Origin of the sequence: Acetobacter vaccinii (assembly GCF_008365315.1) — a bacterium.
GTDB lineage: Bacteria > Pseudomonadota > Alphaproteobacteria > Acetobacterales > Acetobacteraceae > Acetobacter > Acetobacter vaccinii.
The window spans coordinates 1,194,618-1,217,410 of sequence record NZ_CP043506.1; the positions used below are offsets into that span (position 1 = coordinate 1,194,618).

Below are 22,793 nucleotides of genomic sequence, written 5' to 3' on the forward strand. Positions count from 1 at the left end.
GAAAGTGAAGAATTTGTGGTGCAACTTCAGGCCCCTGTGCGCGTGTGGATAGGCAATATCGCGGTATCCTTTCCGGGGGGAAGCCTGTAGGCTCGGCCCGGCATTTGGCTGCGATCAGCAAAGAGGCAATGTGGACATGGAAAACAGGCATTTGAACAGGTTGAAAGCCAGAGCCTCGCGGCTGCTGGCGGGGGCCTGCGCTGTGGGCGTGCTGGCATGGGCGGGGCCAGCCAGTGCCTGCACCCGTGTGGTCTATCTGGGGGGTGAGGCCGTTATGACCGCACGCTCCATGGACTGGAAGCAGCCGATTGGCACCAGCCTTTACATTCTGCCCCGTGGCATGGACCGCTGTGGCGAGGCGGGGCCGAACTCCCTGCGCTGGACCTCCAAATACGGGTCTGTGGTTGCGACGGGGTATGATGTCTCGACCACCGATGGCGCGAACGAGGCCGGGCTTGTGGCCAACCTGCTGTGGCTGGCTGAATCGCATTATCCCGAGGTCAAACAGGGTAGTAAGCCGGGGCTGACCATTGCCGCCTGGGCGCAGTATGTGCTGGACAACTACGCCACCGTGGCCGAGGCCGTGGCCGCGCTGGAGCATGAACCCTTTACGGTTGTGACCTCGCGCGTGCCGGGGCAGGACAGGCTGGCCACGCTGCACCTGTCCATTTCCGACCCGACGGGTGACAGCGCCATTATTGAATATATTGATGGCAAGCAGACCATCCACCATGGCCGCCAGTATCAGGTCATGACCAACTCCCCTGCGTATGACGAGCAGTTGGCCCGCGCCAGCTACTGGAAAGAGGTGGGCGGCATGAGCATGCTGCCAGGCACCAGCCGGGCGTCGGACAGGTTTGTGCGTGCGTCCTTCTATATCAACGCCGTGCCGCAGGATGTCGCACCTGACCGGGCCTTGGCCAGTGTGTTTGGGGTTATCCGCAACGTGTCGGTCCCGCTTGGCATTTCCTCCCCCACCGAGCCGGAGCTGTCTTCCACGCGTTGGCGCACGGTGTTTGACCACAAGCGCAAGCTGTATTTCTTTGAATCTGCGATGTCGCCTTCCATTTTCTGGGTCGATCTCAAAAAGGTCGATTTCTCGCCCCAGACTGGTGGCGTACGCAGGCTCGACCTGGGGGTGGATGAAAGCAACATCTATTCAGGTGATGCGACAAGCCAGTTCCAGAAAGCCCAGCCTTTTAAGTTCCTGGGTCTTTAAACCACAGCCGGGGGAGGGTGCGCCATTTCAGGCGCGCCTGCTGGCGGGTTGGTGCCCCTTGGGCTCAACCCGGCCCTGTGCCCATGTCGGGCTGTGGTGTCATGGTATTTTAGAAAACCGTGTTGACGGCAAACTGCGGAGCAATACGCACTCCGGTATTATGCCCTGCATAATAGATGGAGGCTCCGGCGATCATTCCGACGCGTGATGTAAAATTGTATTCCACCGCCGGGTCAACCTGCCAGTCGCCCGATGCGGAGTTGATGCGGTTCACGCGCTGGCCATTGCCGTTAACACCCCAGACCTTGGAGCCATTGGCCCAGTCCCGTGCGACATCCACGGCCATGACCCAGCGCTGCGTGACCCCATATTCCAGCGAGAACCCGGCCTGCCCGCTCATGCCCGGCCGCGCCCGACCGTGAAACCCGGCCTGGGTGGAATAGGAGGAAATACCAGAAATATCGGCACTGTTCAGGGACCGCCGCCACCAGGCCCATGTCCGTAACCGCAGGGGGTGGTTGCCGGGCAGCCTGTAGGCGGACTGGCTGAGCAGCGCGGTGCGGAACACATAGGTGCCGTTGCCCACCCCGTCCTGGGAGTTGGAGAGGTTGGAATAATCCCCTGTGGGAAAAACCACCCCGGCAAACAGGTTAAAGGTGGGTATGTAGCGTTTGGGATTACCGTTCACAAACCGCCAGATCATGTCGATGGGCAGGTCACCGAACTTGGGGCCACCGGAATGGCCGGAATCCTTTTTCCAGCTATAGGACACTACGGTATGGGCCTGAATGCTCAGCGCGTCCGTGATGCCGTATTTCCACAAGGTGGAATTGCTGAACTGCTGCTGGCGCGGGTGCTGGGGGTGGCTTGTGCCTGTGGCGTCAAAATACCCGACAGGCAGGGAATATGTAAAATAAGGCTCTATGGTGCCCTGGCCTGCCCGATCCTTGGCCGGAGCGGGGGAGAGGAGGGAGCCAGTATACCACTGCTGGGCATGGGCAGAGCAGGAAAACACCGCAGAAGAAAGGAGCGCGGCACTACAGCACAGAGTATGTTTTGTCTTTTTAAGAGAAAAAGAGAAGAAGTGCATTTTTGTTTTGACTTCCAAACAAAATATAGTGGATGCTCGGTCGGTGTTTTCTATAGAAATGATATGCCCTCAAAGATTAAAAATTACAAAAACAATTTCGGTTTTGCACAGGAAACCCCAGCCTCTGCGTGCGGGCCACGGTAAAAATCATTTTTGACCCGATGGGTATTTCTCTCTATAGATTCGATGTTTATTCGGAATATTCCGCACCGAACGACAAGAGGAACCACGTATGGGCGCTTCTATACACCCGGGCAATACACGCAAACGAACCTTGGCTATTCTTGCTGGACTTGTTCTGGGTATTGTAGTCGGCCTTGCCGTGCATTCCTTCCTGCCCGCCTATATTGGTGCGGCCGAGCAGCTTTCCGCTTTGCTGACAGGGCTTTTCCTGCGGCTGATCCGTATGGTCATTGCCCCGCTGGTGTTTGCCACACTGGTGTGCGGCATTGGCAAAATGGGCGACCAGAGCCTTGTGGTGCGGGTGGGTGGCAAGGTCATGCTGTGGTTTATCGGCATGTCCTTCCTGTCGCTGACGATCGGGCTGCTGGGGGCTAACCTGTTGCAGCCGGGTGTAGGCTTTACGCCGCCCGAGGTGGCCGATGTCTCGGCCCTTAAGCACCCGTTCCAGCCCGTCGAGTTCATTTTGCATATTGTGCCCACCAGCATCATGGATGCCATGGCACATAATGACATTTTGCAGATTGTTGTGTTCTCGGTGCTGTTTGGTCTGGCCCTGCCCGCCGTGGGCAAAACAGGCAAGACCATGCTGACCTGGTCGGAGGAACTGGCCAAGATCATGCTGCGGATGACCGATATGGTCATGATCACAGCCCCTCTGGCGGTTTTTGGCGCGATCATGGGCAGCCTGGCCCATAGCGGCCTTGGCATGCTGTTGCAGTATGGGCGCTTTCTGGCAGAGTTTTACGGCACCATCCTGTTCCAGTGGGTCGTGCTGACTGCGGCGACCATGTGTATCCTTGGTGTCAAACGTATCCGGGAGCTGATCCGCGCACTCGTCCAGCCTGTCCTGCTAGGGTATTCCACCGCCAGCAGCGAGGCCGCCTACCCGCTGCTGCTGGAAAAGCTGGAAGACTTTGGCGTGCCTGCCCGCATTGGCGGGTTTGTGCTGCCGCTGGGCTATAGCTTCAACCTTGATGGCTCCATTCTGTTCCAGTCCTTCGGGGCCATGTTTATTGCCCAGGCTTATGGCATCCACCTGCCCTGGACCCAGCAGATGCTGATGGTGCTGGTCATGATGCTCAGCAGCAAGGGGATTGCAGGCGTGCCCCGGGCATCTCTGGTGACGCTGGTTGCTGTGCTGCCGCAGTTTGGCCTGCCAGAGGCGGGCATGGCGCTTATTCTGGGGATCGACCATTTTCTGGATATGGCCCGCACGGCCACCAACGTGCTGGGCAATGGCTACGCCGCTGCGATTTCCGCCAAGTGGGAAGGCGCGCTGGAAGACGGCCCGACAGAAGACGCCCTCTGACAGCCCACACCCCCTGCGGCGGTACAGGGCCGTAGGGGTTTGAGCCACCCGCCAGCGTGGCTTTTTACCAAGCATCCATAATATTGAAGGGAAGGGGCCAGCGGTTCCTTCCGGGTTTCAGGGCCAAGCCTGAGCAAAAGGGCAGGCTGCCACGGCTGTTGTCGGGTAAGGTTGTGCCTATGCCCGCAGGCTCGGCACCGTGCAGCATCCTCACGCCTTGTCCTGCGTCTGGCTGTGCCTGATCCGGCGGACTATGCTGGGCTGTAGGCTGGGCAGCGCTGCGTGGCCCCTGCAAGGTGGGCATGATGGTACAATTTGATTTTTTGCCGTGTGATGAAGCCCCTCTTTTGGAGGCCACATGTTCAGTCATCGCCTTTGACGTCGTGATGACGTACCCTTTGTCCTATGGAGAAACAAGAACAGCTTTGCAGGAGGCAATAGACACCCGCATGGGTGTTACGGACATGGCCCCCAGGGTTGATATCGGTGAAATGCAGGCGTTTCTTCGGAAGGGGAATATTCTTGCGGGCCTGGATGTTTACTTTGGCAGGGTGGAGCCTGAGCCTTTTGTCTATGCCGATGGCTTTGAGCACGGCCCCCTGATTGCGCTGGCATTGCGGGAGCAAGACATACAGCCGGATGATGTCAGTTTTGATGAACCTGTAGCCGTCAAAATTGATCAGGAGCGCCGTGTTGTCAGGATCGATTATGGCGAGAGACGCCCGATCCACCAGACATTTTCTCTGGCGGATGATCTGATCGTGCATGTTGGCCAGGACAAGGCGCTTGTTGATATGGTTTTTCGGAACATCCGCTGGATAGATATAGAAAACGAACCCGGTATTTCCTCCGGTGTTCCGTCGGGTAACAGGGGGGTGGTGCGCTCTCTTTGTCTGTCTCTGGCCAGATATGTGCGCGCACTCTGCCAAAAGGCATAAGGGGCCGGTCTGTGCGTAAAGGGGCAGACCAACAAACAAGGCTGTCTTCAACACAGGGGCGTGCGCACAGCGCGACAAAGTGCCGGATGCCCTGATGTTCAGCAGCGATACAATGGAATGGGAAATAAAAAAGCCGGGAAGGCTTTGGCGGAGGGGATGGGATTCGAACCCACGGTACACCTTGACAGTGTACAACGGTTTAGCAAACCGCCGCCTTCAGCCACTCGGCCACCCCTCCGCCGAAGAGTGCACACATACACGACGTTTGCATTGCTGCTTTTAGGGGGTTTGACGGGTGCCGTCAAACCCCCTTGGTGTCTTATTTGTATGTTATTTTCAGCTTTGGCGTATTTTAGCCGTCCAGCCGGGCTTTCAGGGCGTCGTTCACCAGGGCGGGGTTGGCCTTGCCCTTGGTTTCCTTCATCACCTGGCCCACAAAAAAGCCAAACAGCTTGTCCTTGCCGCTGCGGTATTCTTCCAGCTTGTCGGCGTGTTTTTCCAAAATGGCGGTAATGGCCGTGTCAATCACGCCGGTGTCTGTCACCTGGCGCAGGCCTTTACGCTCCACGATGGCATCCGGGCTGTCGCCGGTTTCCACCATGTCTTCAAACACTTCCTTGGCGATCTTGCCGTTAATGGTGCCATCGGCAATCAGATCCAGCATCTTGCCAAGGGCTGCGGCGCTGACGGGGCTGGTCTCAATCGTGGTGCTGGTGCGGTTAAGGGCGGCAAACAGGTCGCCCATGACCCAGCTTGCCGCAAGTCTGCCGTCCCGCCCGCGGGCCACGGTTTCGTAGTAGTCGGCCACGGCCTGCTCGGCCACAAGCACCCCGGCATCGTAGAAGGTAATGCCGTAGTCTGTCTGAAAGCGGGTGCGCTTGGCGTCGGGCAGTTCTGGCAGTTCGGCCTTGAGCGTATCCACCCAGCTCTGTTCCAGCACCAGGGGCAGCAGGTCAGGGTCGGGGAAGTAGCGGTAGTCATGCGCGTCTTCCTTGGAGCGCATGGTGCGGGTTTCCCCCCGGCCGGGGTCAAACAGGCGGGTTTCCTGGTCTACCTCACCGCCGTTTTCCCAGATTTCCACCTGGCGGGCGGCTTCGACCTCAATGGCCTGCATGACAAAGCGGATCGAGTTCACGTTCTTGATCTCGCAACGGGTGCGGAACGGCTCGCCCGTTTTGCGGACAGACACGTTCACGTCCGCCCGCATGGACCCTTCCTCCATGTTGCCGTCGCAGGTGCCAAGGTAGCGCAGGATCTGGCGCAGCTTGCGCAGGTAGGCTCCGGCTTCCTCGGGGGCGCGGATGTCGGGTTCGCTGACGATTTCCATCAGCGCCACGCCAGCGCGGTTCAGGTCCACAAAGGATTTGGCGGGGTCCTGGTCGTGCAGCAGCTTGCCTGCGTCCTGCTCCAGATGCAGGCGGGTAATGCCGATTTCACGCGTCTGGCCGTCCTGCAACTCGATGCTGATGCTGCCGGTGCCCACAATGGGGTGGGCAAACTGGCTGATCTGGTAGCCCTGGGGCAGGTCGGCGTAAAAATAGTTCTTGCGGTCAAACCGGCTGAACAGGTTGATCTGCGCCTTCAGCCCCAGCCCGGTGCGGACAGCCTGCGCCACACAGGTGTGGTTGATAACCGGCAGCATGCCCGGAAAGGCCGCATCTACCAGGCTGACCTGTGTGTTGGGGTCTGCCCCAAACGCGGTGGCCGCGCCCGAAAACAGCTTGGACTGGCTGATAACCTGGGCGTGGACTTCCAGCCCGACCACAATTTCCCACGGGCCTGTCTGGCCTTCTATCACGTAGCTCATGCGCCTGCTCCCGCATGCAGGGTCGGGCGGTGCGTAAAGCCCGCCGCTGCTTCCAGCGCGCCGCCAATGGACAGCACGGTTTCTTCATCAAAATGGCGGCCGATTACCTGTAGCCCCAGCGGCAGACCGGCACTGTCCAGCCCGGCAGGCACGGACAGAGCAGGCACACCGGCCAGGCTGGCCGGAACGGTAAAGATGTCGTTCAGATACATCTGCACCGGGTCGTTCATGTTGTCGCCCTGGGCAAAGGCGGCTGAGGGTGCCGTGGGGGCCAGCAGCACATCGACCTTTTCAAACGCCTGTTCAAAATCACGGCGGATCAGGGTGCGGACCTTCTGGGCCTTGAGGTAATACGCATCGTAATACCCGGCTGACAGCACATAGGTGCCCATGAGGATACGGCTGCGGACTTCGGCCCCAAACCCTGCGGCGCGGGTAGCCTCGTACACCCCGTCGAGCGACGGTGCGCTTTCACGCGTGCCAAAGCGGATGCCGTCATACCGCGCCAGGTTGGACGAACATTCGGCCGGGGCGATAATGTAATAGCTGGCCAGCCCGTAGCGGGTGTGGGGGAGGGAGACATCAACCACCTCGCACCCGGCGTCCTTCAGCCAGGCAATGCCCTGTTCCCACATGGCCAGGATTTCGGCTGGCAGGCCGGGGGCGCGGTATTCGGTGGGAATACCCACGCGCAGGCCCTTCACACTTTTGCCCACAGCCTTGTGAAAAGCCGGGACAGGGCGGTTGGAGCTGGTGCTGTCACGTGCGTCAAACCCCGCCATGGCTTCCAGCATCAGCCCGGCATCGGCCACGCTGCGGGTCATGGGGCCAGCCTGATCGAGCGAGCTGGCATAGGCGATCACGCCCCAGCGGCTGCACCGGCCATAGGTGGGCTTAAGGCCGACAATGCCGCAATAGGCGGCAGGTTGGCGGATGGACCCGCCCGTGTCGGTGCCCGTGGCGGCCAGCGCCAGCCCGGCGGCCACAGCAGCGGACGACCCGCCCGACGACCCTCCGGGCACCAGGGCGACATCCGGCGTGCCTGCGCGCTGCCACGGGTTTGTGGCAGGCCCGAAGGCGGAGGACATGTTGGCCGAACCCATGGCAAACTCGTCCAGGTTGGTCTTGCCCAGAAAGATCGCACCCTCGGCCAGCAGGCGGGCGGTTACGGCACTTTCATAGGGGGGCACAAACTCGGCCAGCATCTTGCTGGCGGCGGTGGTGCGCACACCCTTGGTGCAGAACAGGTCTTTCACGCCTACGGGCAGGCCGTCCATCAGCCCGGCTTCCCCCTTGGCGTAGCGGGCGTCGGCAGCGTCGGCCGCGGCCTGCACATCGGCCTGGGGCAGCACGGTAATATAGGCGTTAAGGGCCGGGTTCAGGCGGTCAATGGCGTCCAGATGGGCCTGTGCCAGTTCCCGGGCGGAAAACGTGCGCGCGGCAAGGCCCTTGCGGGCCTCGGTCAGGGTCAGTCCGGTCAGCATTATTCCACCACCTTGGGTACTGTATAAAAGGGGCCTGCGGTTTCAGGCGCACAGGCCAGCAGGGCGTCGCGGTAGTTGCCGTCGGTCACGGCATCCTCCCGCTGGCGCAGGGTTTCGGTTTCGGTGCCGACCATGGGGGGCACGCCTTCGACATCCACTTCGGCAAGCTGGTCAATCCAGCCCAGAATGTCGTTCAGCTTCTGGCGGGTGGCCTCAAGCTCGTTGTCCTCAAGGCCAATACGGGCCAGTTTTGCAATGCGTCGGGTGGTCGCAAGGTCTAACGACATAAAAGCGCGCCCCTCTTCCTTCAGACTGGATCTATGATGGGATGCCCCCTAGCATAATCAGGCCGAAGGCAACATACCATGGCAGTATGACGACTCTTCTCAGCCTTTCAGAACTTGCGGCCATTCTGCCCGCACAGGCCCGCCTGCTGGGCATAGACCCCGGCAGCAAACAGGTGGGGCTGGCCATGTCCGACGTGTCGCGCATGGTGGCCTCCCCCCTGCAAACCCTCAAGCGCGGCAAGCTGGGGCAGATGGCAACCACCATCAAAGCCCTTGCGGTCGAGCATGGCATAGGGGGGCTTGTGGTGGGGGTGCCGCTCTCGCTCGACGGGTCTTTTGGCCCCGCGGCCCAGGCCAGCCGGGACTGGACACTGGCCCTGTCGGAGCAGACGGGCCTGCCCGCCTGCCTGTGGGACGAACGTTTGTCCTCCTCCGCCGTTAACCGTATGCTGATCCAGGAAGCCGATCTGTCACGTAGCCGCCGGGCGGAAATGGTGGACCGTCTGGCAGCGGCCTATACGTTGCAGGCGGCGCTCGATGCCATTCCCATGGCGGTGGCCCGCAACGGCTGACAGGGCGGGTTGGCGCATATTTGCCATAAACGGCTGACAGACTGGCTTGCATGAACAAGCGTCGTATTACAGGTCAGATCATACAGGAGGGCGATCGTATGTCCCGGGATTCATTTCATACCGCAGTAATGAGCATGGTGGGTGCGGCAGTTTTTGCCCTGACACTCCCTGCCGCCCACGCCCAGCAGGCAGACCAGCCGACACAGCCCGGTGTTGTGCAGCGGACGTGGGACAGCACCCGCGACGGAGCTGACCATGCGTGGGATAAAACGAAGTCCGGCACGGTCAACGCCTGGGACAAGACCCGTAATGGGGCCGACCATGCGTGGGACAAGACCAAGTCCGGGACGGAAAAGACCTGGGATAAAACCCGCGATGGGGCTGACCACGCGTGGGATAAAACGAAGTCCGGCACAGCTAACGCCTGGGACAAGACCCGCAATGGGGCCGACCATGCGTGGGACAAGACCAAGTCCGGGACGGAAAAGGCCTGGGACAAAACCCGCGATGGGGCTGACCACGCGTGGGATAAAACGAAGTCTGGCACGGTCAACGCCTGGGACAAGACCCGCAATGGGGCCGACCATGCATGGGACAAGACCAAATCCGGTACGGAAAAGGCTTGGGATAAAACCCGCGATGGTAGCGAGCACGCGTGGGATAAGACCAAGTCCGGCACCAAGGATGCCGCGCAGCATGTTGGCCAGTGGGGCAGTTCGGCTGGCAAGGCTGTGGGGAACTTTGGGCAGGATGTCGGGCATGATATCCACAACACCTTCTCCGGCAGCGACAACAAGTAACGCCTGACCCCGTGTGTGGCCTGTCTGACAGGCCCGCTGGATAGCCCGCTACCGTCCGCCGGTGGCGGGTTTTTTTGTGCGGTGTGGGGTGTATAAAAAAAGCGGCTACCCCGAAAGGGGCAGCCGCCTTGTCTGGAGCCTGTCCGGCCCGGCTGTTATCTGGCCGGGTTAGCCCTGTGCAGCTTCAAGCAGAACCTGCTCGATAATATCCAGCCCTTCGTCCACCAGTGCATCGGATGCCGTCAGCGGCACCAGAATACGGATGGTGGCACCCTGCACACCGCATGCCAGCAGGATCAGCCCTTTTTCACACGCGCGGGCGCAGATCTGCGAGGCAAAGCCAGCCCGGCGTTCGGTGCTGCCGTGGGCTTCCAGAATGTCAAACGCCACCATGGCACCGGGGCCGCGCGGCGCGCTGACGGGCAGCAGGTCGGTGCGGGCATGCCATGCGGCAATGCGGGCCTTCAGGCGTTCGCCCATGGCGTTGGAACGGTCGAGCAGCTTTTCTTCGTCAATCACGTCCAGCACGGCCAGTGCTGCCGCGCAGGCCAGCGGCGCACCGGCATAGGTGCCACCCAGCCCGCCGGGCGGCACGCTGTCCATAAGGTCGGCACGCCCGATCACGCCCGACAGCGGCAGCCCGCCTGCGAGGGACTTGGCGACCGAGATCAGGTCAGGTTCGACACCGGAGTGCTCAATACCAAACAGCTTGCCGGTACGGGCAAAGCCGGTCTGCACTTCGTCAGCGATCAGCTTGATGCCGTGCTGGTCGCACACAGCGCGCAGGGCCTGGAGCAGTTCGGTCGGGGCGGTGCGGAAACCGCCTTCACCCTGCACCGGCTCGATGATGATCGCTGCCACGTTGGCGGGCGAAATATCGGCCGCGAACAGGAAGTTGAGCATCTTCAGGCTGTCAGCAACCGTGATGTCATCGTCGGGGAAGGGCACGTGGTACACTTCACCGGGCAGGGTGCCAAAGGGGGCTTTGTAGGGCAGCACCTTGCCGGTCATGGCCGAGGCCAGCAGCGTGCGGCCATGGAAGCCACCACAGAAGGCAATAACGCCATTACGGCCAGTTGCGGCACGGGCGATCTTGACTGCGTTTTCCGTGGCTTCCCCGCCGGTGGTGAAGAAAATGGTCTTGGCCGGGCCGGAGAAGGGGGCGCGGGCGTTCAGCTTTTCGGCCAGTTCCACATAGCTTTCATAGGCCGAAACCTGGAAGGCGGTGTGCGTAAAGCGTTCAAGCTGGCGCTGCACGGCGGCCAGCACCTTGGGGTGGCGGTGGCCGGTGTTCAGCACAGCAATACCGCCAGCAAAGTCAACGTAGCGGCGGCCTTCCACATCCCACAGTTCGGCGTTTTCTGCACGGTCGGCAAAAACGGGGGTGGCAGTGGCGACACCGCGCGGCACAGCATTGGTGCGGCGGGCCAGAAGGTCGGAATTGGTGGTGCTCATGGGTGGTGGCCTCCGGCTCGGTTGGACAGGGGGCATCTGGCGGGGTGCCAGAGCATGGTCAGCTTGTTCTGTAAGCGTTTTTATCTGCGTGTGGGAGGAGATTTCTATGCCGTGGGTGGTGTCGGTTCATCACCACCCGTCAGGGGGCTGACAGGCCACGGTCAGAGGGGCCGGAGGCAGTGTTTTCCTGCTGTGCCACCTGGTCCAGCAGCCAGGCCCGCAGGCAGGACAGGGCGGGTTTTTCCCACAGGCGAGCGGGCGCGCGCAGGACATAGGCCCCCAGCGTGGCCTCCTGCAACGGGGTGGCGGTGGGGGCCACCCGCAGCAGGACACCGGTTTTAAGGTCATCCCCCAGCAGGAAGGGGTTGCTCAGGGCTATGCCCTCGCCCGCGCGGGCGGCGGCCAGTGTGACATGCGCCTGCCATAACCGCCCTGCTGCGGTAATGCCGCCCATAGGCACCCCCTGGGCGCGGAACCACAGCCGCCATTCGGAGTCGTCCTCCTCCAGCAGCAGGGGCAGGGCGCGCATGTCCGCCGTTGTGCGGGGCTGCCCGCCCATGGCCGCCAGCCCTGCGGGCGATACAACGGGAAAAACCGGGGGCCGTGCAATCAGCACCTCGCGCAGGTCGCGCGGTTCGGAGGGCATGGTGTCATCGTCCCGCCGGTAGCCGATATGGGCATGTTGCCCGGCCTCCACCCCGCTGACATGGAAGGTGGTGTTGGCATCCACCGGGCGCAGTTGCAGTTCCACCGTCGGGTGGGCCCGGCGGAAGGCCGCCAGCCGGGGCAGCAGCCAGTGGTAGGCAAAGCCGTGCGCGCAGGTCAGGGTCAGCGGGCGGGGCTGGTTGCGGACTTCCGCCGTGGCGGTGGCCAGCCCTTCCAGCAGGGGGGCGACCCGGTCGTGGTACAGTTGCCCGGCCTGGGTCAGTGTCCCGGTGGCCTGGTCGCGCAGGGGGGTGCCCAGTCTTTGTTCCAGATCGCGGATATGGCGGCTGATGGCAGCATGGTCCATGCCCAGCTCGACCGCAGCACGGCGGATGCCGCCTGTACGGGCAAAGGCGACAAAGGCGCTGAGGGCGGGCAGGGGCGGTATGCGGGTACGTGGGTCCATGGGGCGCAGGTCGGGCTGGGGTGCAAAGCACGAGCTTTGGAAGGGACAGACCCAAAAAGCAAGGCCCACCCCATGGGGGTTATGGCGCTGTTTTCCACAACCCAGCCAGACATTGCAATTTCCGGCGGATATGGTTTAGTCGCGGCCTGTAATCATACAGGTTGCCTTATGGGCTGCCTGGGGTGTGGGGGGCCGCGTGCGATGCCTTGTCCAGTATCGTGGCGGATGGTGGCCAGCAGGGCCACCGCTGTTTGCCCGTGGTGTTGCCACAGGGGCTGTTAAGGCGGTCAGGCCGCTTTTTTTCCCATACGTTTTTTACCGCCGGAGCAGGAGCGTGGGGCGGATGAGTGTACTGCCAAACCATGTCTGGCGGGCGTCAGGCCGCCGTGTGCCAGGTGTTATGCTGGCTTTTGGGCTGTGTGTGCTGGCCGGGTGTGCCGGGGTGGCGCAGGCAGCCCCTGTGCTGTCCCAGATCGGGCAGAGCCGCAGGATTCTTGAAGGCTCCACCCCGCTGATCATGCAGGTGGACCCCGCCAGTGTGCGGGAGTCCGCCAGGGCGGAGGCGGTGGCAGAGGGCATGGACACCAGCGATAACCTGCTGGGGGATATGGCAGGCGCACGGGTATGGATGTTCCTGCACGGTATTACGTTTGACCTGCACGAGGTGGACGAACTGTGGGGCAATGTCAGCGGCGGCCTGTCCCGCGGGCCAGCCTATACGGGCGTGACCATGCCCACCCTGACAGTGGATATGGAAAAACTGGTGGGGCTGCGCGGCGGCACGTTTAATATCAGTGCGTTGCAGATCCACGGCCGTTCCATCTCGCAGGACAGGCTGTCGGTGTTCAACCCTGTCTCCGGGTTCGAGGCCGATCGCTCCACCCGCCTGTTTGAACTGTGGTACCAGCAGTCCCTGCTGCACGGTAAGCTGGATGTCCGGGTTGGGCAGCAGGACCTGGATACGGAATTCATGATTACCAGCTACGGGTCGCTGTTCCTCAACGCCAACTTTGGCTGGCCCATGGCACCGTCCAACAACCTGTATGCAGGGGGGCCGTCCTGGCCGCTGGCCTCGCCCGCTGTACGCCTGCGCTACCGCCCGACCGACAGCCTGACAGCGCTGTTTGTGGCGGCGGATGACAACCCGCCGGGCAATCAGTCCAATTCCCTGCCCATACAGGACGGTGGCAACCCTGCTGATCCGACCAACCAGAACACTAACAACGCCAGTGGCACCCGCTTTAACATGGGCACAGGCGCGCTGCTGATGGCGGAGGTGGACTATGCCCTGTCCCTGCCGCTGGGCCATGGGGGGCGGCGGGGGCTGCCGGGGCAGTACAAGCTGGGCGGGCTGTATGATACGGCGCGCTTTCCCAACTACAGCTACGACCGGCAGGGCCGCCCTCTGGGCCTGTACCCGCAGGATGCGGGCAACAGCGTGCCGGGGTGGTTGCGGGGCAACTGGATGGTGTACGGTGTGGTGGACCAGATGGTCTGGCGCTCGGCCACCAGCCCCGGCCGCTCGCTGGGGGTGTTTGCCCGCGCCACAGGTAACGGAGGGGACAGGAACGCCATTGCCTTTGCGGTGGATGCCGGACTGGACCTGAAGGCCCCTTTTGCCGGGCGTGACAACGACACGCTGGGCCTTGGCGGGGGCATGGGGCGCGCGACCTACGGGCAGCGGCGTTTTGACCGCAACACTCATGCGATCGAACAGGGGAACGAAGCCCTTGTGGAACTGACCTATCAGGCCCAGGTGACGCCCTGGTGCGTGCTGCAACCTGATTTTCAGTATGTCATTGCGCCTTCGGGCGGGATTTACGCCCCCGGCACCCACCACCGCGTGGGGAACGAGGTGGTGTTTGGCCTGCATTCCTCGGTCAGCTTCTAGGCTGCCAGCAGGGGTGGGGCACCCGCCTGCGCAGGTGCCCCGAGGGAGTGGTGCTTACGCCACAGGCACGTAAACCTGCCCGCCAGACTGGCGGAATTCCTCACTCTTTTCTTCCATGCCCGCAATGCGCCGGGCATCTTCACGCAGGTCCTGGCTGATCCGCATGGAGCAGAACTTGGGCCCGCACATGGAGCAGAAATGCGCGCTCTTGTGGGCTTCACGCGGCATGGTTTCGTCGTGGTAGGCGCAGGCCGTATCCGGGTCGAGCGAGAGGTTGAACTGGTCCTCCCACCGGAAGGAGAAGCGCGCACGGCTGAGGGCATCGTCACGCAGGCGGGCCGCCGGGTGGCCTTTGGCCAGGTCGGCCGCATGGGCGGCAATGCGGTAGGTGATCACGCCTGTCTTCACATCGTTACGGTCGGGCAGGCCCAGATGCTCCTTGGGGGTCACGTAGCAGAGCATGGAGGTGCCAAACCAGCCGATCATGGCCGCGCCAATGGCCGAGGTAATGTGGTCATAGCCGGGGGCGATATCGGTCGTTAATGGCCCAAGCGTGTAGAAGGGGGCTTCGTCACAGTCGCGTAGCTGCTTGTCCATGTTCTCGCGGATCTTGTGCATGGGCACATGGCCCGGCCCTTCGATCATGACCTGGCAGCCTTTGGCCCAGGCAATCTTGGTCAGTTCGCCCAGGGTTTCCAGCTCTGCAAACTGTGCGGCGTCGTTGGCGTCGGCAATGCTGCCCGGCCGCAGCCCGTCACCCAGCGAGAAGGACACATCATACGCACGCATGATGTCGCAGATTTCCTCAAAATGTTCGTAGAGGAAGCTCTCGCGGTGGCCGTTCAGGCACCAGCTTGCCATGATCGACCCGCCGCGTGAGACAATGCCCGTGACACGGTTGGCCGTCAGCGGCACGTGTTGCAGGCGCACACCGGCGTGGATTGTAAAGTAGTCCACGCCCTGCTCGGCCTGTTCGATCAGCGTATCGCGGAAGATGTCCCAGTTCAGCTTGCTGACATCACCGCCCACTTTTTCCAGCGCCTGATACAGCGGCACAGTGCCAATGGGCGTGGGGGAGTTACGCAGGATCCAGTCGCGGATGTTGTGGATGTTACGGCCCGTGGACAGGTCCATCACCGTGTCGGCACCCCAGCGGATGGACCACACCAGCTTTTCCACCTCGTCCGCGGCGGAGGAGGTAACAGCGGAGTTGCCGATGTTGGCGTTGACCTTGACCAGGAAGTTGCGCCCGATAATGACGGGTTCCAGCTCCGGGTGGTTGATGTTGGCGGGGATGATGGCACGCCCGCGGGCAATTTCCTGCCGCACGAATTCGGGGGTTACAAACTCGGGAATGGCCGCCCCAAAGGACTCGCCATCGGCCATGCGCTGGGCTGCCCCTTCGGCGGCCTGCTGGCGGCCAAGGTTTTCGCGGTGGGCCACATAGATCATCTCTTCGGTGATGATCCCGGCGCGGGCAAATTCATACTGCGTGACAGGCTCGCCTGCACGGCCCGTCAGCACGGTGTGCGGGGCCGGACAGGGTGCGACCAGGAACGCGCCTTCGGCATTGCCGTTGTCTTCGGGGCGGATGGCGCGCGGGGTTGCGGCGTCCAGATTCCGTTTGGCCAGCCAGGCCGCGCGCGTTTTGGGCAGACCCTTGCGGACATCAATATCGGCATCCGGGTCAGTATAGGGGCCGGACGTGTCGTACACCCGCAGCGGTTCTTCCTTGGCGGAAGGGTCCAGCGTGATGTCGCGGAACGGTACGCGGATGTCGGGGTGGCCAGCCGGGCTGGTGTACACCTTGTGGGAGCCACGGATAGGCCCGGTGGTGACATGGCCGGGGGCAGGTGCTGCGGCGCGGCCAGCGGCGGTGGACATATCGCGCCCAGGCGGGGGTGTTGTTGTTGCGTCGGACATTATGTTGGTTCTCCTCCGCCGGGAGGAGGACAGGCCCGCACACACCACCACTGCCGGAGTGGCAGCGCACCCGCCACGCAGGACGGGTGTGAGATGTGTCAGACACCAGTCCCTCCGCCGGTATGAGCCGGATCAGGTTCCCCACCAGAGCCTCATGCTGCTGGTGGCAGGGTCGCCACGCTGCTCCGTTGTGCGGAAGCGGAAGTGGCCTCTCAGTTCCTTGCCGGAACCCCCCTTGGTCTGACCCAAGCAGATAATCTGAAGCCCTTGCCTGTCAAGGAAAATCGCGGGGAAATCAGGGGAACACTGATTTGTGAGGCCCCCGTGCGGGGCCAGTGGGCCAGAGCCATGCGTACAGAGGCCCAGAAACAACAATAAAGAAAAATTTTTAAGATGTGAAATGATTTTCAAATACGTCATGCTTTGGGCATGTGTGCGGAAAGACAAGATGCGCTTAATGCGATAAAAAACCTCGAAATATCTCCAAAGGCCGATCGCGTTCTTTGGGTTGCTGCCTGCGTGTCTGCTATATGCGGCGGACTTTATGGGTATGACACCGGCATTATTTCTGGTGCTCTACTTCTAATCACGCGGGATTTTCATCTAACCTCCGTACAGGAGGAAATGGTGACTGCGGCTATTCTTGTCGGCGCGGTGTTTGGGTCGCTCGGCGGGTCGTGGCTGTCCGAGCGTTTTGGGCGGCGGCTGTCGGTCATGGTCGTGACAGCGGTGTTTGTGGCCGGTGCGCTGGCCTGCGCCCGTGCGCCGGACATGGGCGCGCTGGTGGTGGCCCGTGTCTTTCTGGGGCTTGCAGTCGGCGGCGCGACACAGGTGGTGCCCACCTATATTTCCGAACTGGCCCCTGCCAGCAGGCGGGGCGGGCTTGTCACGCTGTTTAATGTTGCCATTGGCGTAGGTATTTTTCTGGCCGGTGTGGTGGGCTTTGCCATGCGCGGGGTGTGGAGCTGGCGCGCCATGCTGGCTGTGGCGGCCATTCCCGCAGCCTTTGTGTTTGTGTGTATGATGTTCCTGCCCAAAAGCCCGCGCTGGATTGCCGAGAACGAAGGGCTGGAATCGGCGGTGGACCAGCTTGGCCGTGTCCGGTCGTCCCGCAAGGTTATCCAGCGTGAAATTGTCGAAATCCACGACGCCGTGACCAACATGCGTGACGAGGAGCGCGGCTGGCGCGGCCTGCGACTGCCCTGGGTGCGCCCGGCCCTTGTTGCCGCCCTTGGGGTTGCCTTTTTCACACAGGCAGGCGGGCTGGAGATGATGATCTATTACACCCCCACCTTTCTGTCGGGTGCCGGGTTTGGTGGGTCTTCCGCATTGCTGACAAGCCTTGGCGTGGCGTCGGTCTATCTGGTCATGACTATTCTGGGCAGCCTGTTTGTGGACAGGATCGGGCGCCGCAGGCTCATGCTGGTCATGGGGCCGGGGGCTGTGCTGAGCCTTGTGGGGCTTGGGTCCATGTTTGCGCTGCACCCGGCAGCGGGCAGCGTGGCAAGCTGGCTGATTGTGGTCTTTCTGCTGCTGTTCATGCTCTTTAATTCCGGCGGTATTCAGGTTGTGGGCTGGCTGTTGGGGGCGGAGCTGTTCCCCCTGCCCATGCGTGCTGCCGCATCCAGCCTGCATGCGGCCATGCTGTGGGGCACCAATCTGGTTGTCACGGCCACGGCCCTCAGCCTTGTGCAGTGGCTCAGCCTTGGCGGCACCATGTGGCTGTATGCGCTGGTCAATCTGGTGTCGGTTGTTTTTGTCTGGCGGTTTGTGCCCGAGACAGCCGGGGCGTCGCTGGAGGATATCGAAACCGCGCTGCGCCATGGCTGCTTTGCCCCCACAGCCGCCAACCACTACCGTATTCCCCCTGCTGCGGATGATGACGCCCCCCAGCCCAAGGCGGGGTAACAGCATCAGCCTGGGGTTAATGCCGCACCATAAAAAAGGGCCGCTCCTCAACCGAGGGGCGGCCCTTTTTGCTGTCTGGAGTACCCTCCAGCCCGTGCGCTGTCAGCGCGGGCGGGCGGTAAACTGTTCCAGCCAGTGGATGGTGTAATCGCCTTTCTGAAAGCCCGGGTCTTCCAGAATATCGCGGTGGAGCGGGATCACGGTTTTGATGCCTTCCACCACAAATTCATCCAGCGCGCGCTGCATGCGGGCAATAGCCTGCTCACGCGTGGGGGCGTGCACGATCAGCTTGGCGATCATGCTGTCATAGAACGGCGGCACGCGGTAGCCGGTGTACAGGGCGCTGTCCACCCGCACGCCCAGACCGCCGGGCGGGTGATAGACCGCAACCGTGCCGGGGCAGGGGGCAAAGGTGGCGGGGTCTTCGGCGTTGATGCGGCATTCGATCGCATGGCCGGAGAAGGTAACGTCCTCCTGCGTGTAGCCAAGCTTTTCGCCCGCAGCCAGGCGGATCTGTTCACGCACCAGGTCCACGTCGCAGACCATTTCGGTCACCGGGTGTTCCACCTGCAGGCGGGTGTTCATTTCGATAAAGCAGAACTGCCCGTCCTGGTACAGGAACTCCAGCGTGCCCGCGTTGCGATAGCCCATGCGTGATAGGGCCTCGGTCGCGGTGCGGCCGATGGTGTCGCGCTGCTCGGGGTCGATCGCGGGGGACCCGGCCTCTTCCAGCAGTTTCTGGTGGCGGCGCTGGAGCGAGCAGTCACGCTCGCCAAAATGCACCACGTTGCCGTAGTTGTCGCCCAGCACCTGCAACTCGATATGGCGGGGGCGGTCCATGTATTTTTCCATGTAGACCGCGTCGTTGCCAAAGGCTGCACGCGCTTCTGTCCGGGCCATGTCCCAGGCTTCGGCCAGTTCGTCGGCGGAGTGGGCCACTTTCATGCCCCGCCCGCCGCCGCCAGCGGCAGCCTTGATCAGCACCGGATAGCCCACGCGCTCTGCCACTTCGCGCGCTTCGTCCAGATTATGCAGTTCCCCGTCGGAGCCGGGCACCAGCGGCACGCCAAGGGCCAGCATGGTGGTCTTGGCGGTGATCTTGTCACCCATCATGCGGATGTGCTGGGCCGTGGGGCCAATAAAGACCAGGCCGTGGGCTTCCACCGTTTCAGCAAAATCGGCGTTTTCGGACAGAAAGCCATAGCCGGGGTGGATGGCTTCCGCCCCCGTTATGGTTGCTGCCGACAGAATGGCTGCCACATTCAGGTACGAATCGCGCGAGGCCGGTGGCCCGATGCACACGGCCTCGTCCGCCAGGCGCACATGCATGGCGTCGGCGTCGGCGGTCGAATGAACGGCCACAGTCTTGATGCCAAGTTCCCGGCAGGCGCGCAGGACGCGAAGGGCAATTTCGCCACGGTTGGCGATGAGGATTTTGGAAAACATCACTCGATGATGGCAAGCGGCTGGCCGAATTCCACCGGATCACCCGAGCCGACCAGAAGCGACTTGAGCGTACCAGCCTTGGGCGCCTTGATCTGGTTGAAGGTTTTCATGGCTTCGATCAGCATCAGGGTCTGGCCTGCGCTGACACTCTGCCCCTCGGTCACAAACGGGGGGGACGAGGGGTCGGGCGTCAGATAGGCCACGCCCACCATGGGGCTGGCAACCGCGCCGGGGTGGCGGGACAGGTCAGCCGGGGCCGCAGCGGCCGGGGTGGCTGCGGGGGCTGCCGCGACGGGGGCAACCGCCACAGGTGCGGCGGCAACGGCCTGCACGGGCGCGGGCTGGCGCGCCACGCGAATGCGGCTGTCCTTTTCCGCGACCTCGATTTCGGTCAGGCCGGTTTCAGCCAGAATTTCAGCCAGAGCCCGGATGGCATCCGCGTCCACGAGCAATCCGCTCATCGGTTGTCCTCATCAAGAATAAGATCGGTCATTGCCTGCAATGCCAGAGAATACCCCCCCACGCCTAGCCCGCAGATAACGCCGGTAGCGGCGCGTGAGACATAGGAGTGGTGGCGAAAAGGCTCGCGGCGGTGAATGTTGGAGATATGGACCTCAATCACAGGCAGGTCCGTGGCCAGCAACGCGTCCAGCAGCGCCACGGATGTATGCGTATAACCCGCAGGGTTGATGATGATGCCCCGCGCCCGCTTGCGGCAGTCCTGCACCCAGGAGATTAGCTCCCCCTCCATGTTGGTCTGCCGGAAGTCTATGGCAAGGCCAAGCTTTCCGGCGGTCTGGAGGCATAGCTGTTCCACGTCGTCCAGCGTGGTCCGGCCATATATTTCTGGCTGGCGCTGGCCGAGCATGTTCAGGTTCGGGCCGTTAAGGACAGCAATAAGAGGTCTTTCCATGACAGGGGGGCCGTAGCACGATGCCGTGCCGTATCCAAGAGAAGACGGATGGCGGGTCCTAAAAAACGGCATGGGGCAGGCCCGGCCCTGTTTTGGCCACAACCGGCTGCAATGCTTCCAGACACTGGGCCAAACCGGCCTGTCTGGCCGAGTCCCACACCGGGGCGGGCCGGGGGGCGTGGCTGTTTTCCGCCACGTCAGGACAAAAAGAGGTTGATTTCTGTGTGCCGTATGCGGTCCTATGCCCGCAGACCTGTCACAGACAATGGAGGAAACAGGCGGATGTCAGCCCTGCGCCGGGCACTTCTTGGAAGTGTAATTCTCTTGGGCGTCCATGGCGCTGCGGGTAAAGCCCGCGCCTCACAGCCCGCATTACAGCAGACCGCCTGGGCCGACTCCGTACGGCAGGCACTGGCTGAACGTGGCATGGACAGCGACGGGGCTTCGGGTGCGGTGCAAAACCCCCGGGCACTCCAAAAAGGCATGGCAAGCTGGTATGGCGGGCGCTTCAACCACCGCCGCACATCCTCTGGCGCTGCATTTGACAAACACGGCCTGACAGCCGCCCATCCCACCGCCCCCCTGGGCAGCAAACTGCGCGTGACCTCTGAGGAAACGGGCCGCTCTGTCGTGGTGACGGTTAACGACCGTGGGCCTTACAGCCGTGGCCGGGTGATTGACCTGTCCCGCGCTGCTGCGGCGCAGATTGGCATGCTGGGCTCGGGCGTTGCCCATGTCCGTATCCAGGCCGCCACACCGGAGGAAGTTGCCTCCGCCCCCGAAACCATGGGTGATGAGGGTCTCGAAGCCCCCGACACCAGCGCTGTGACCGGCCACCGGATGGTGGCCCACCATGCTCATGGTGTTGCGGCCCGCCATGTGGCCCTGCCGCATATGCGCGTGATCCACCGCGCCCGCGGCCACCGCTGATTTAACCCGGCGGCATACCGCAGCAGTCGGGAGTTCTGGGGGCTAAGGCCCCTTGCCTGTTGCAGGCCCGTGGCGTGAAAAAGCTGACAGGTCAGACAAGTATATTCACAGCCATTGTGGGGCAGGTGCGGGGTTGCCCCGGTAGCCCCAGCACGCTTACGGCGCCAGAGCCAGAGCCAGAGCCAGAGCCAGAGCCAGAGCCAGAGCCAGAGCCAGAGCCAGAGCCAGAGCCAGAGCCAATCTTTATAATCAGATCAATCATGGGCGGCACCGGGTGTTGCCCCGGCTACGCGACCGGGGCTTGACCTGTGCCTGCCCGCCGGGTCAGGCCGGGGGGCATGTGGCGTTGTCTGCCCTATTGGCCACCACCTGCCAGGCAGGCTGGCGGGGTGTGCCGCAGGCGTAGCCTTCCATTTCCGCGTTGATTTCGGCCCCCATCAGCACCACCCAGGCGGTGACGAAGAACCACATCATAATGGCAATGACAGCGCCCAGCGGCCCATAGGTGGCGTTGTAGCTGGCCAGATGTGCCACGTAGTAGGAAAACGCCTGCGAGGCGAGAATCCACATCACGGTCGAGAGCAGCGCACCGGGCAGCACCCAGCGCCAGCGTGTTTTGCTTTTGCGGTCGGGGCCAAAACGGTACAGCCCGGACAGGGCCAGAATTTCAAACGTGAACATGACAATCGGCCCGCTCCAGCGCGCCAGAAAGTTGAGCGCACCCGGCGGGGTGGGAATGTGCAGCCACACCGCCATGCTGAACAGCAGCGGCACGGCTACCATCAGCGCAATGGTCAGCGCTGCACCCAGCACGGCAAACAGGGTCAGGCTGAAGGCGGTAATGTGGAAGATGATGAAGTTGCGCGTCTCACGCGTGTCATACGCCATGTTGAGCGCGTAGATGATGGAGCGCGTCGCGGCCGAGGCCGACCATAACGCCACCGTCAGCGAGATGATGAGGTTGAGGGTGAGCGAGGCATGGGGCTCGGCCACCAGTGTCTGCACCCTGTCCTGGATCAGGCGGAAGGCGGACGGGGGCAGCAGGTGGTGCAGCACATCCATCTGCGGGGCGACGGTGTTGACGTCAAACGCCAGCCCGTAAATGGAAATAAGCGCACTAATGGCGGGGAACAGCGACAACGTGCTGTAAAACGCGCAGCCTGCGGCCACCAGCGTGGTGGGGCCGACAAACAGGCTGCGGATGGCGCGGCGCAGAATAATCTTCCAGTCCGCCCAGCGCAGGGCCGTCGGGTGGGACACCGGGTTGTCGGGCTGACCGTCAGGGGCGCGGTCTGGCCCGCCGTCGGGGCCGTGTGTGTGGCTGTGGGACTCGGGCTGACACAATGCCTGCATCGGGAGTGGGGTATCCTTCCTCTGCCCTGGCCATGGTGGGGCCAGGTGGTGGAACGGCGCCCAGGCAACGCAGGGTGCGTGCCTGTGCTGGGCGCCACCCTTTGGCACCCCGTCACGGACAGGCGGTGGGCACATTCCCGGCCGCCAGAGGCCCATTGGGCCAGGCTGATGGCC

At 62.5% G+C, this 22,793-nt stretch carries 20 protein-coding genes and 1 tRNA gene; 8 read left to right on the top strand and 13 right to left on the bottom strand.

The genetic code is table 11. From position 1 onward, the window contains the following. Window positions 1-136: 136 nt before the first annotated feature. Window positions 137-1,219 (top strand): linear amide C-N hydrolase, encoded by a 1,083-nt coding sequence (locus FLP30_RS05320; protein WP_149278903.1) that lies wholly within the window; start codon window positions 137-139, stop codon window positions 1,217-1,219. Window positions 1,220-1,328: 109 nt separating this feature from the next. Here the strand turns inward: FLP30_RS05320 and FLP30_RS05325 are convergent, their stop codons facing one another. Continuing rightward, a complete protein-coding gene (locus tag FLP30_RS05325) occupies window positions 1,329-2,234 on the bottom strand; it encodes a hypothetical protein (RefSeq protein WP_149278904.1) in 906 nt (301 codons plus the stop codon). Window positions 2,235-2,541: 307 nt separating this feature from the next. Here FLP30_RS05325 and FLP30_RS05330 point away from each other — a divergent pair, with 307 nt between their 5' ends. Together FLP30_RS05330 and FLP30_RS05335 are read left to right on the top strand one after the other, a co-directional pair. Then, a complete protein-coding gene (locus FLP30_RS05330) occupies window positions 2,542-3,801 on the top strand; it encodes a dicarboxylate/amino acid:cation symporter (protein WP_149278905.1) in 1,260 nt (419 codons plus the stop codon). Window positions 3,802-4,103: 302 nt separating this feature from the next. After that, complete coding sequence (locus tag FLP30_RS05335; protein ID WP_149278906.1) at window positions 4,104-4,739, top strand: hypothetical protein; 636 nt, start codon at window positions 4,104-4,106, stop codon at window positions 4,737-4,739. A gap of 145 nt (window positions 4,740-4,884) precedes the next feature. Here FLP30_RS05335 and FLP30_RS05340 read toward each other — a convergent pair. From FLP30_RS05340 to gatC, 4 genes are all read right to left on the bottom strand, one after another. Beyond that, window positions 4,885-4,977 (bottom strand) — tRNA-Ser (locus tag FLP30_RS05340). A 114-nt stretch (window positions 4,978-5,091) separates the two neighbouring features. After that, window positions 5,092-6,546, bottom strand: coding sequence for an Asp-tRNA(Asn)/Glu-tRNA(Gln) amidotransferase subunit GatB (gene gatB, locus FLP30_RS05345; RefSeq protein ID WP_149278907.1), 1,455 nt, complete (start codon window positions 6,544-6,546; stop codon window positions 5,092-5,094). Continuing rightward, window positions 6,543-8,030 carry an Asp-tRNA(Asn)/Glu-tRNA(Gln) amidotransferase subunit GatA gene (gene gatA / locus FLP30_RS05350; protein WP_149278908.1) on the bottom strand — a complete coding sequence of 496 codons (1,488 nt, stop codon included), beginning with the start codon at window positions 8,028-8,030 and terminating at the stop codon, window positions 6,543-6,545. Before gatA ends, gatB begins: the two co-directional genes overlap by 4 nt. After that, window positions 8,030-8,317 carry an Asp-tRNA(Asn)/Glu-tRNA(Gln) amidotransferase subunit GatC gene (gatC, locus tag FLP30_RS05355; protein ID WP_149278909.1) on the bottom strand — a complete coding sequence of 96 codons (288 nt, stop codon included), beginning with the start codon at window positions 8,315-8,317 and terminating at the stop codon, window positions 8,030-8,032. Before gatC ends, gatA begins: the two co-directional genes overlap by 1 nt. Window positions 8,318-8,403: 86 nt before the next feature. On the opposite strand from gatC, the gene ruvX reads away from it, so the two are divergent. Continuing rightward, window positions 8,404-8,889, top strand: a complete 486-nt coding sequence (gene ruvX, locus FLP30_RS05360; protein ID WP_149278910.1) for a Holliday junction resolvase RuvX — start codon at window positions 8,404-8,406, stop codon at window positions 8,887-8,889. A gap of 98 nt (window positions 8,890-8,987) precedes the next feature. Then, a complete protein-coding gene (locus FLP30_RS05365; protein WP_210419318.1) occupies window positions 8,988-9,689 on the top strand; it encodes an endoglucanase in 702 nt (233 codons plus the stop codon). Between the two features lie 168 nt (window positions 9,690-9,857). On the opposite strand, the gene gabT is transcribed toward FLP30_RS05365, so the two are convergent. Both gabT and FLP30_RS05375 read right to left on the bottom strand, forming a co-directional pair. Next, on the bottom strand, window positions 9,858-11,144 hold the full coding sequence (gabT, locus tag FLP30_RS05370) for a 4-aminobutyrate--2-oxoglutarate transaminase (protein ID WP_149278911.1): 1,287 nt from the start codon (window positions 11,142-11,144) through the stop codon (window positions 9,858-9,860). A 139-nt stretch (window positions 11,145-11,283) separates the two neighbouring features. Further along, window positions 11,284-12,255 (bottom strand): LysR substrate-binding domain-containing protein, encoded by a 972-nt coding sequence (locus tag FLP30_RS05375; RefSeq protein ID WP_149278912.1) that lies wholly within the window; start codon window positions 12,253-12,255, stop codon window positions 11,284-11,286. 343 nt (window positions 12,256-12,598) lie between these two features. Between FLP30_RS05375 and FLP30_RS05380 the strand changes: the two genes are divergently transcribed. Further along, window positions 12,599-14,146 (top strand): carbohydrate porin, encoded by a 1,548-nt coding sequence (locus FLP30_RS05380; protein ID WP_246856598.1) that lies wholly within the window; start codon window positions 12,599-12,601, stop codon window positions 14,144-14,146. A 54-nt stretch (window positions 14,147-14,200) separates the two neighbouring features. Here the strand turns inward: FLP30_RS05380 and thiC are convergent, their stop codons facing one another. Beyond that, a complete protein-coding gene (gene thiC, locus FLP30_RS05385; protein ID WP_149280231.1) occupies window positions 14,201-16,030 on the bottom strand; it encodes a phosphomethylpyrimidine synthase ThiC in 1,830 nt (609 codons plus the stop codon). 468 nt (window positions 16,031-16,498) lie between these two features. Between thiC and FLP30_RS05390 the strand changes: the two genes are divergently transcribed. Further along, entirely contained in the window at window positions 16,499-17,977 is a 1,479-nt protein-coding gene (locus FLP30_RS05390) for a sugar porter family MFS transporter (protein WP_149278913.1), read from the top strand. Window positions 17,978-18,079: 102 nt separating this feature from the next. Here FLP30_RS05390 and accC read toward each other — a convergent pair whose 3' ends face one another. From accC to aroQ, 3 genes are read right to left on the bottom strand one after another with little or no spacing between them, the layout of a single operon-like run. After that, window positions 18,080-19,423, bottom strand: coding sequence for an acetyl-CoA carboxylase biotin carboxylase subunit (accC, locus tag FLP30_RS05395; protein ID WP_149280232.1), 1,344 nt, complete (start codon window positions 19,421-19,423; stop codon window positions 18,080-18,082). Next, a complete protein-coding gene (accB, locus tag FLP30_RS05400; RefSeq protein WP_149278914.1) occupies window positions 19,423-19,884 on the bottom strand; it encodes an acetyl-CoA carboxylase biotin carboxyl carrier protein in 462 nt (153 codons plus the stop codon). Before accB ends, accC begins: the two co-directional genes overlap by 1 nt. Beyond that, on the bottom strand, window positions 19,881-20,336 hold the full coding sequence (aroQ, locus tag FLP30_RS05405; RefSeq protein WP_149278915.1) for a type II 3-dehydroquinate dehydratase: 456 nt from the start codon (window positions 20,334-20,336) through the stop codon (window positions 19,881-19,883). Before aroQ ends, accB begins: the two co-directional genes overlap by 4 nt. Before the next feature lie 282 nt (window positions 20,337-20,618). Here aroQ and FLP30_RS05410 point away from each other — a divergent pair, with 282 nt between their 5' ends. Continuing rightward, window positions 20,619-21,266, top strand: a complete 648-nt coding sequence (locus FLP30_RS05410) for a septal ring lytic transglycosylase RlpA family protein (RefSeq protein ID WP_149278916.1) — start codon at window positions 20,619-20,621, stop codon at window positions 21,264-21,266. 91 nt (window positions 21,267-21,357) lie between these two features. Here the strand turns inward: FLP30_RS05410 and FLP30_RS14075 are convergent, their stop codons facing one another. Both FLP30_RS14075 and FLP30_RS05420 read right to left on the bottom strand, forming a co-directional pair. Beyond that, complete coding sequence (locus FLP30_RS14075; protein WP_168200015.1) at window positions 21,358-21,528, bottom strand: hypothetical protein; 171 nt, start codon at window positions 21,526-21,528, stop codon at window positions 21,358-21,360. Window positions 21,529-21,590: 62 nt separating this feature from the next. Beyond that, window positions 21,591-22,619 (bottom strand): YihY/virulence factor BrkB family protein, encoded by a 1,029-nt coding sequence (locus FLP30_RS05420; RefSeq protein WP_149278918.1) that lies wholly within the window; start codon window positions 22,617-22,619, stop codon window positions 21,591-21,593. Window positions 22,620-22,793 lie beyond the last annotated feature (174 nt).

Excerpts from the sequence above, each read along its gene's own strand:
- ruvX (WP_149278910.1), top strand. The coding sequence starts at position 8,404 with ATGACGACTCTTCTCAGCCTTTCAGAACTTGCGGCCATTCTGCCCGCA.
- FLP30_RS05320 (WP_149278903.1), top strand. The coding sequence starts at position 137 with ATGGAAAACAGGCATTTGAACAGGTTGAAAGCCAGAGCCTCGCGGCTG.
- accB (WP_149278914.1), bottom strand. The coding sequence starts at position 19,884 with ATGAGCGGATTGCTCGTGGACGCGGATGCCATCCGGGCTCTGGCTGAA.
- accC (WP_149280232.1), bottom strand. The coding sequence starts at position 19,423 with ATGTTTTCCAAAATCCTCATCGCCAACCGTGGCGAAATTGCCCTTCGC.
- FLP30_RS05410 (WP_149278916.1), top strand. The coding sequence starts at position 20,619 with ATGTCAGCCCTGCGCCGGGCACTTCTTGGAAGTGTAATTCTCTTGGGC.
- gabT (WP_149278911.1), bottom strand. The coding sequence starts at position 11,144 with ATGAGCACCACCAATTCCGACCTTCTGGCCCGCCGCACCAATGCTGTG.
- gatC (WP_149278909.1), bottom strand. The coding sequence starts at position 8,317 with ATGTCGTTAGACCTTGCGACCACCCGACGCATTGCAAAACTGGCCCGT.
- thiC (WP_149280231.1), bottom strand. The coding sequence starts at position 16,030 with ATGTCCACCGCCGCTGGCCGCGCCGCAGCACCTGCCCCCGGCCATGTC.
- FLP30_RS05335 (WP_149278906.1), top strand. The coding sequence starts at position 4,104 with ATGATGGTACAATTTGATTTTTTGCCGTGTGATGAAGCCCCTCTTTTG.
- FLP30_RS05330 (WP_149278905.1), top strand. The coding sequence starts at position 2,542 with ATGGGCGCTTCTATACACCCGGGCAATACACGCAAACGAACCTTGGCT.
- FLP30_RS05365 (WP_210419318.1), top strand. The coding sequence starts at position 8,988 with ATGTCCCGGGATTCATTTCATACCGCAGTAATGAGCATGGTGGGTGCG.
- FLP30_RS05380 (WP_246856598.1), top strand. The coding sequence starts at position 12,599 with ATGAGTGTACTGCCAAACCATGTCTGGCGGGCGTCAGGCCGCCGTGTG.
- gatA (WP_149278908.1), bottom strand. The coding sequence starts at position 8,030 with ATGCTGACCGGACTGACCCTGACCGAGGCCCGCAAGGGCCTTGCCGCG.
- aroQ (WP_149278915.1), bottom strand. The coding sequence starts at position 20,336 with ATGGAAAGACCTCTTATTGCTGTCCTTAACGGCCCGAACCTGAACATG.
- gatB (WP_149278907.1), bottom strand. The coding sequence starts at position 6,546 with ATGAGCTACGTGATAGAAGGCCAGACAGGCCCGTGGGAAATTGTGGTC.
- FLP30_RS05420 (WP_149278918.1), bottom strand. The coding sequence starts at position 22,619 with ATGCAGGCATTGTGTCAGCCCGAGTCCCACAGCCACACACACGGCCCC.
- FLP30_RS05375 (WP_149278912.1), bottom strand. The coding sequence starts at position 12,255 with ATGGACCCACGTACCCGCATACCGCCCCTGCCCGCCCTCAGCGCCTTT.
- FLP30_RS05390 (WP_149278913.1), top strand. The coding sequence starts at position 16,499 with ATGTGTGCGGAAAGACAAGATGCGCTTAATGCGATAAAAAACCTCGAA.
- FLP30_RS14075 (WP_168200015.1), bottom strand. The coding sequence starts at position 21,528 with ATGATTGATCTGATTATAAAGATTGGCTCTGGCTCTGGCTCTGGCTCT.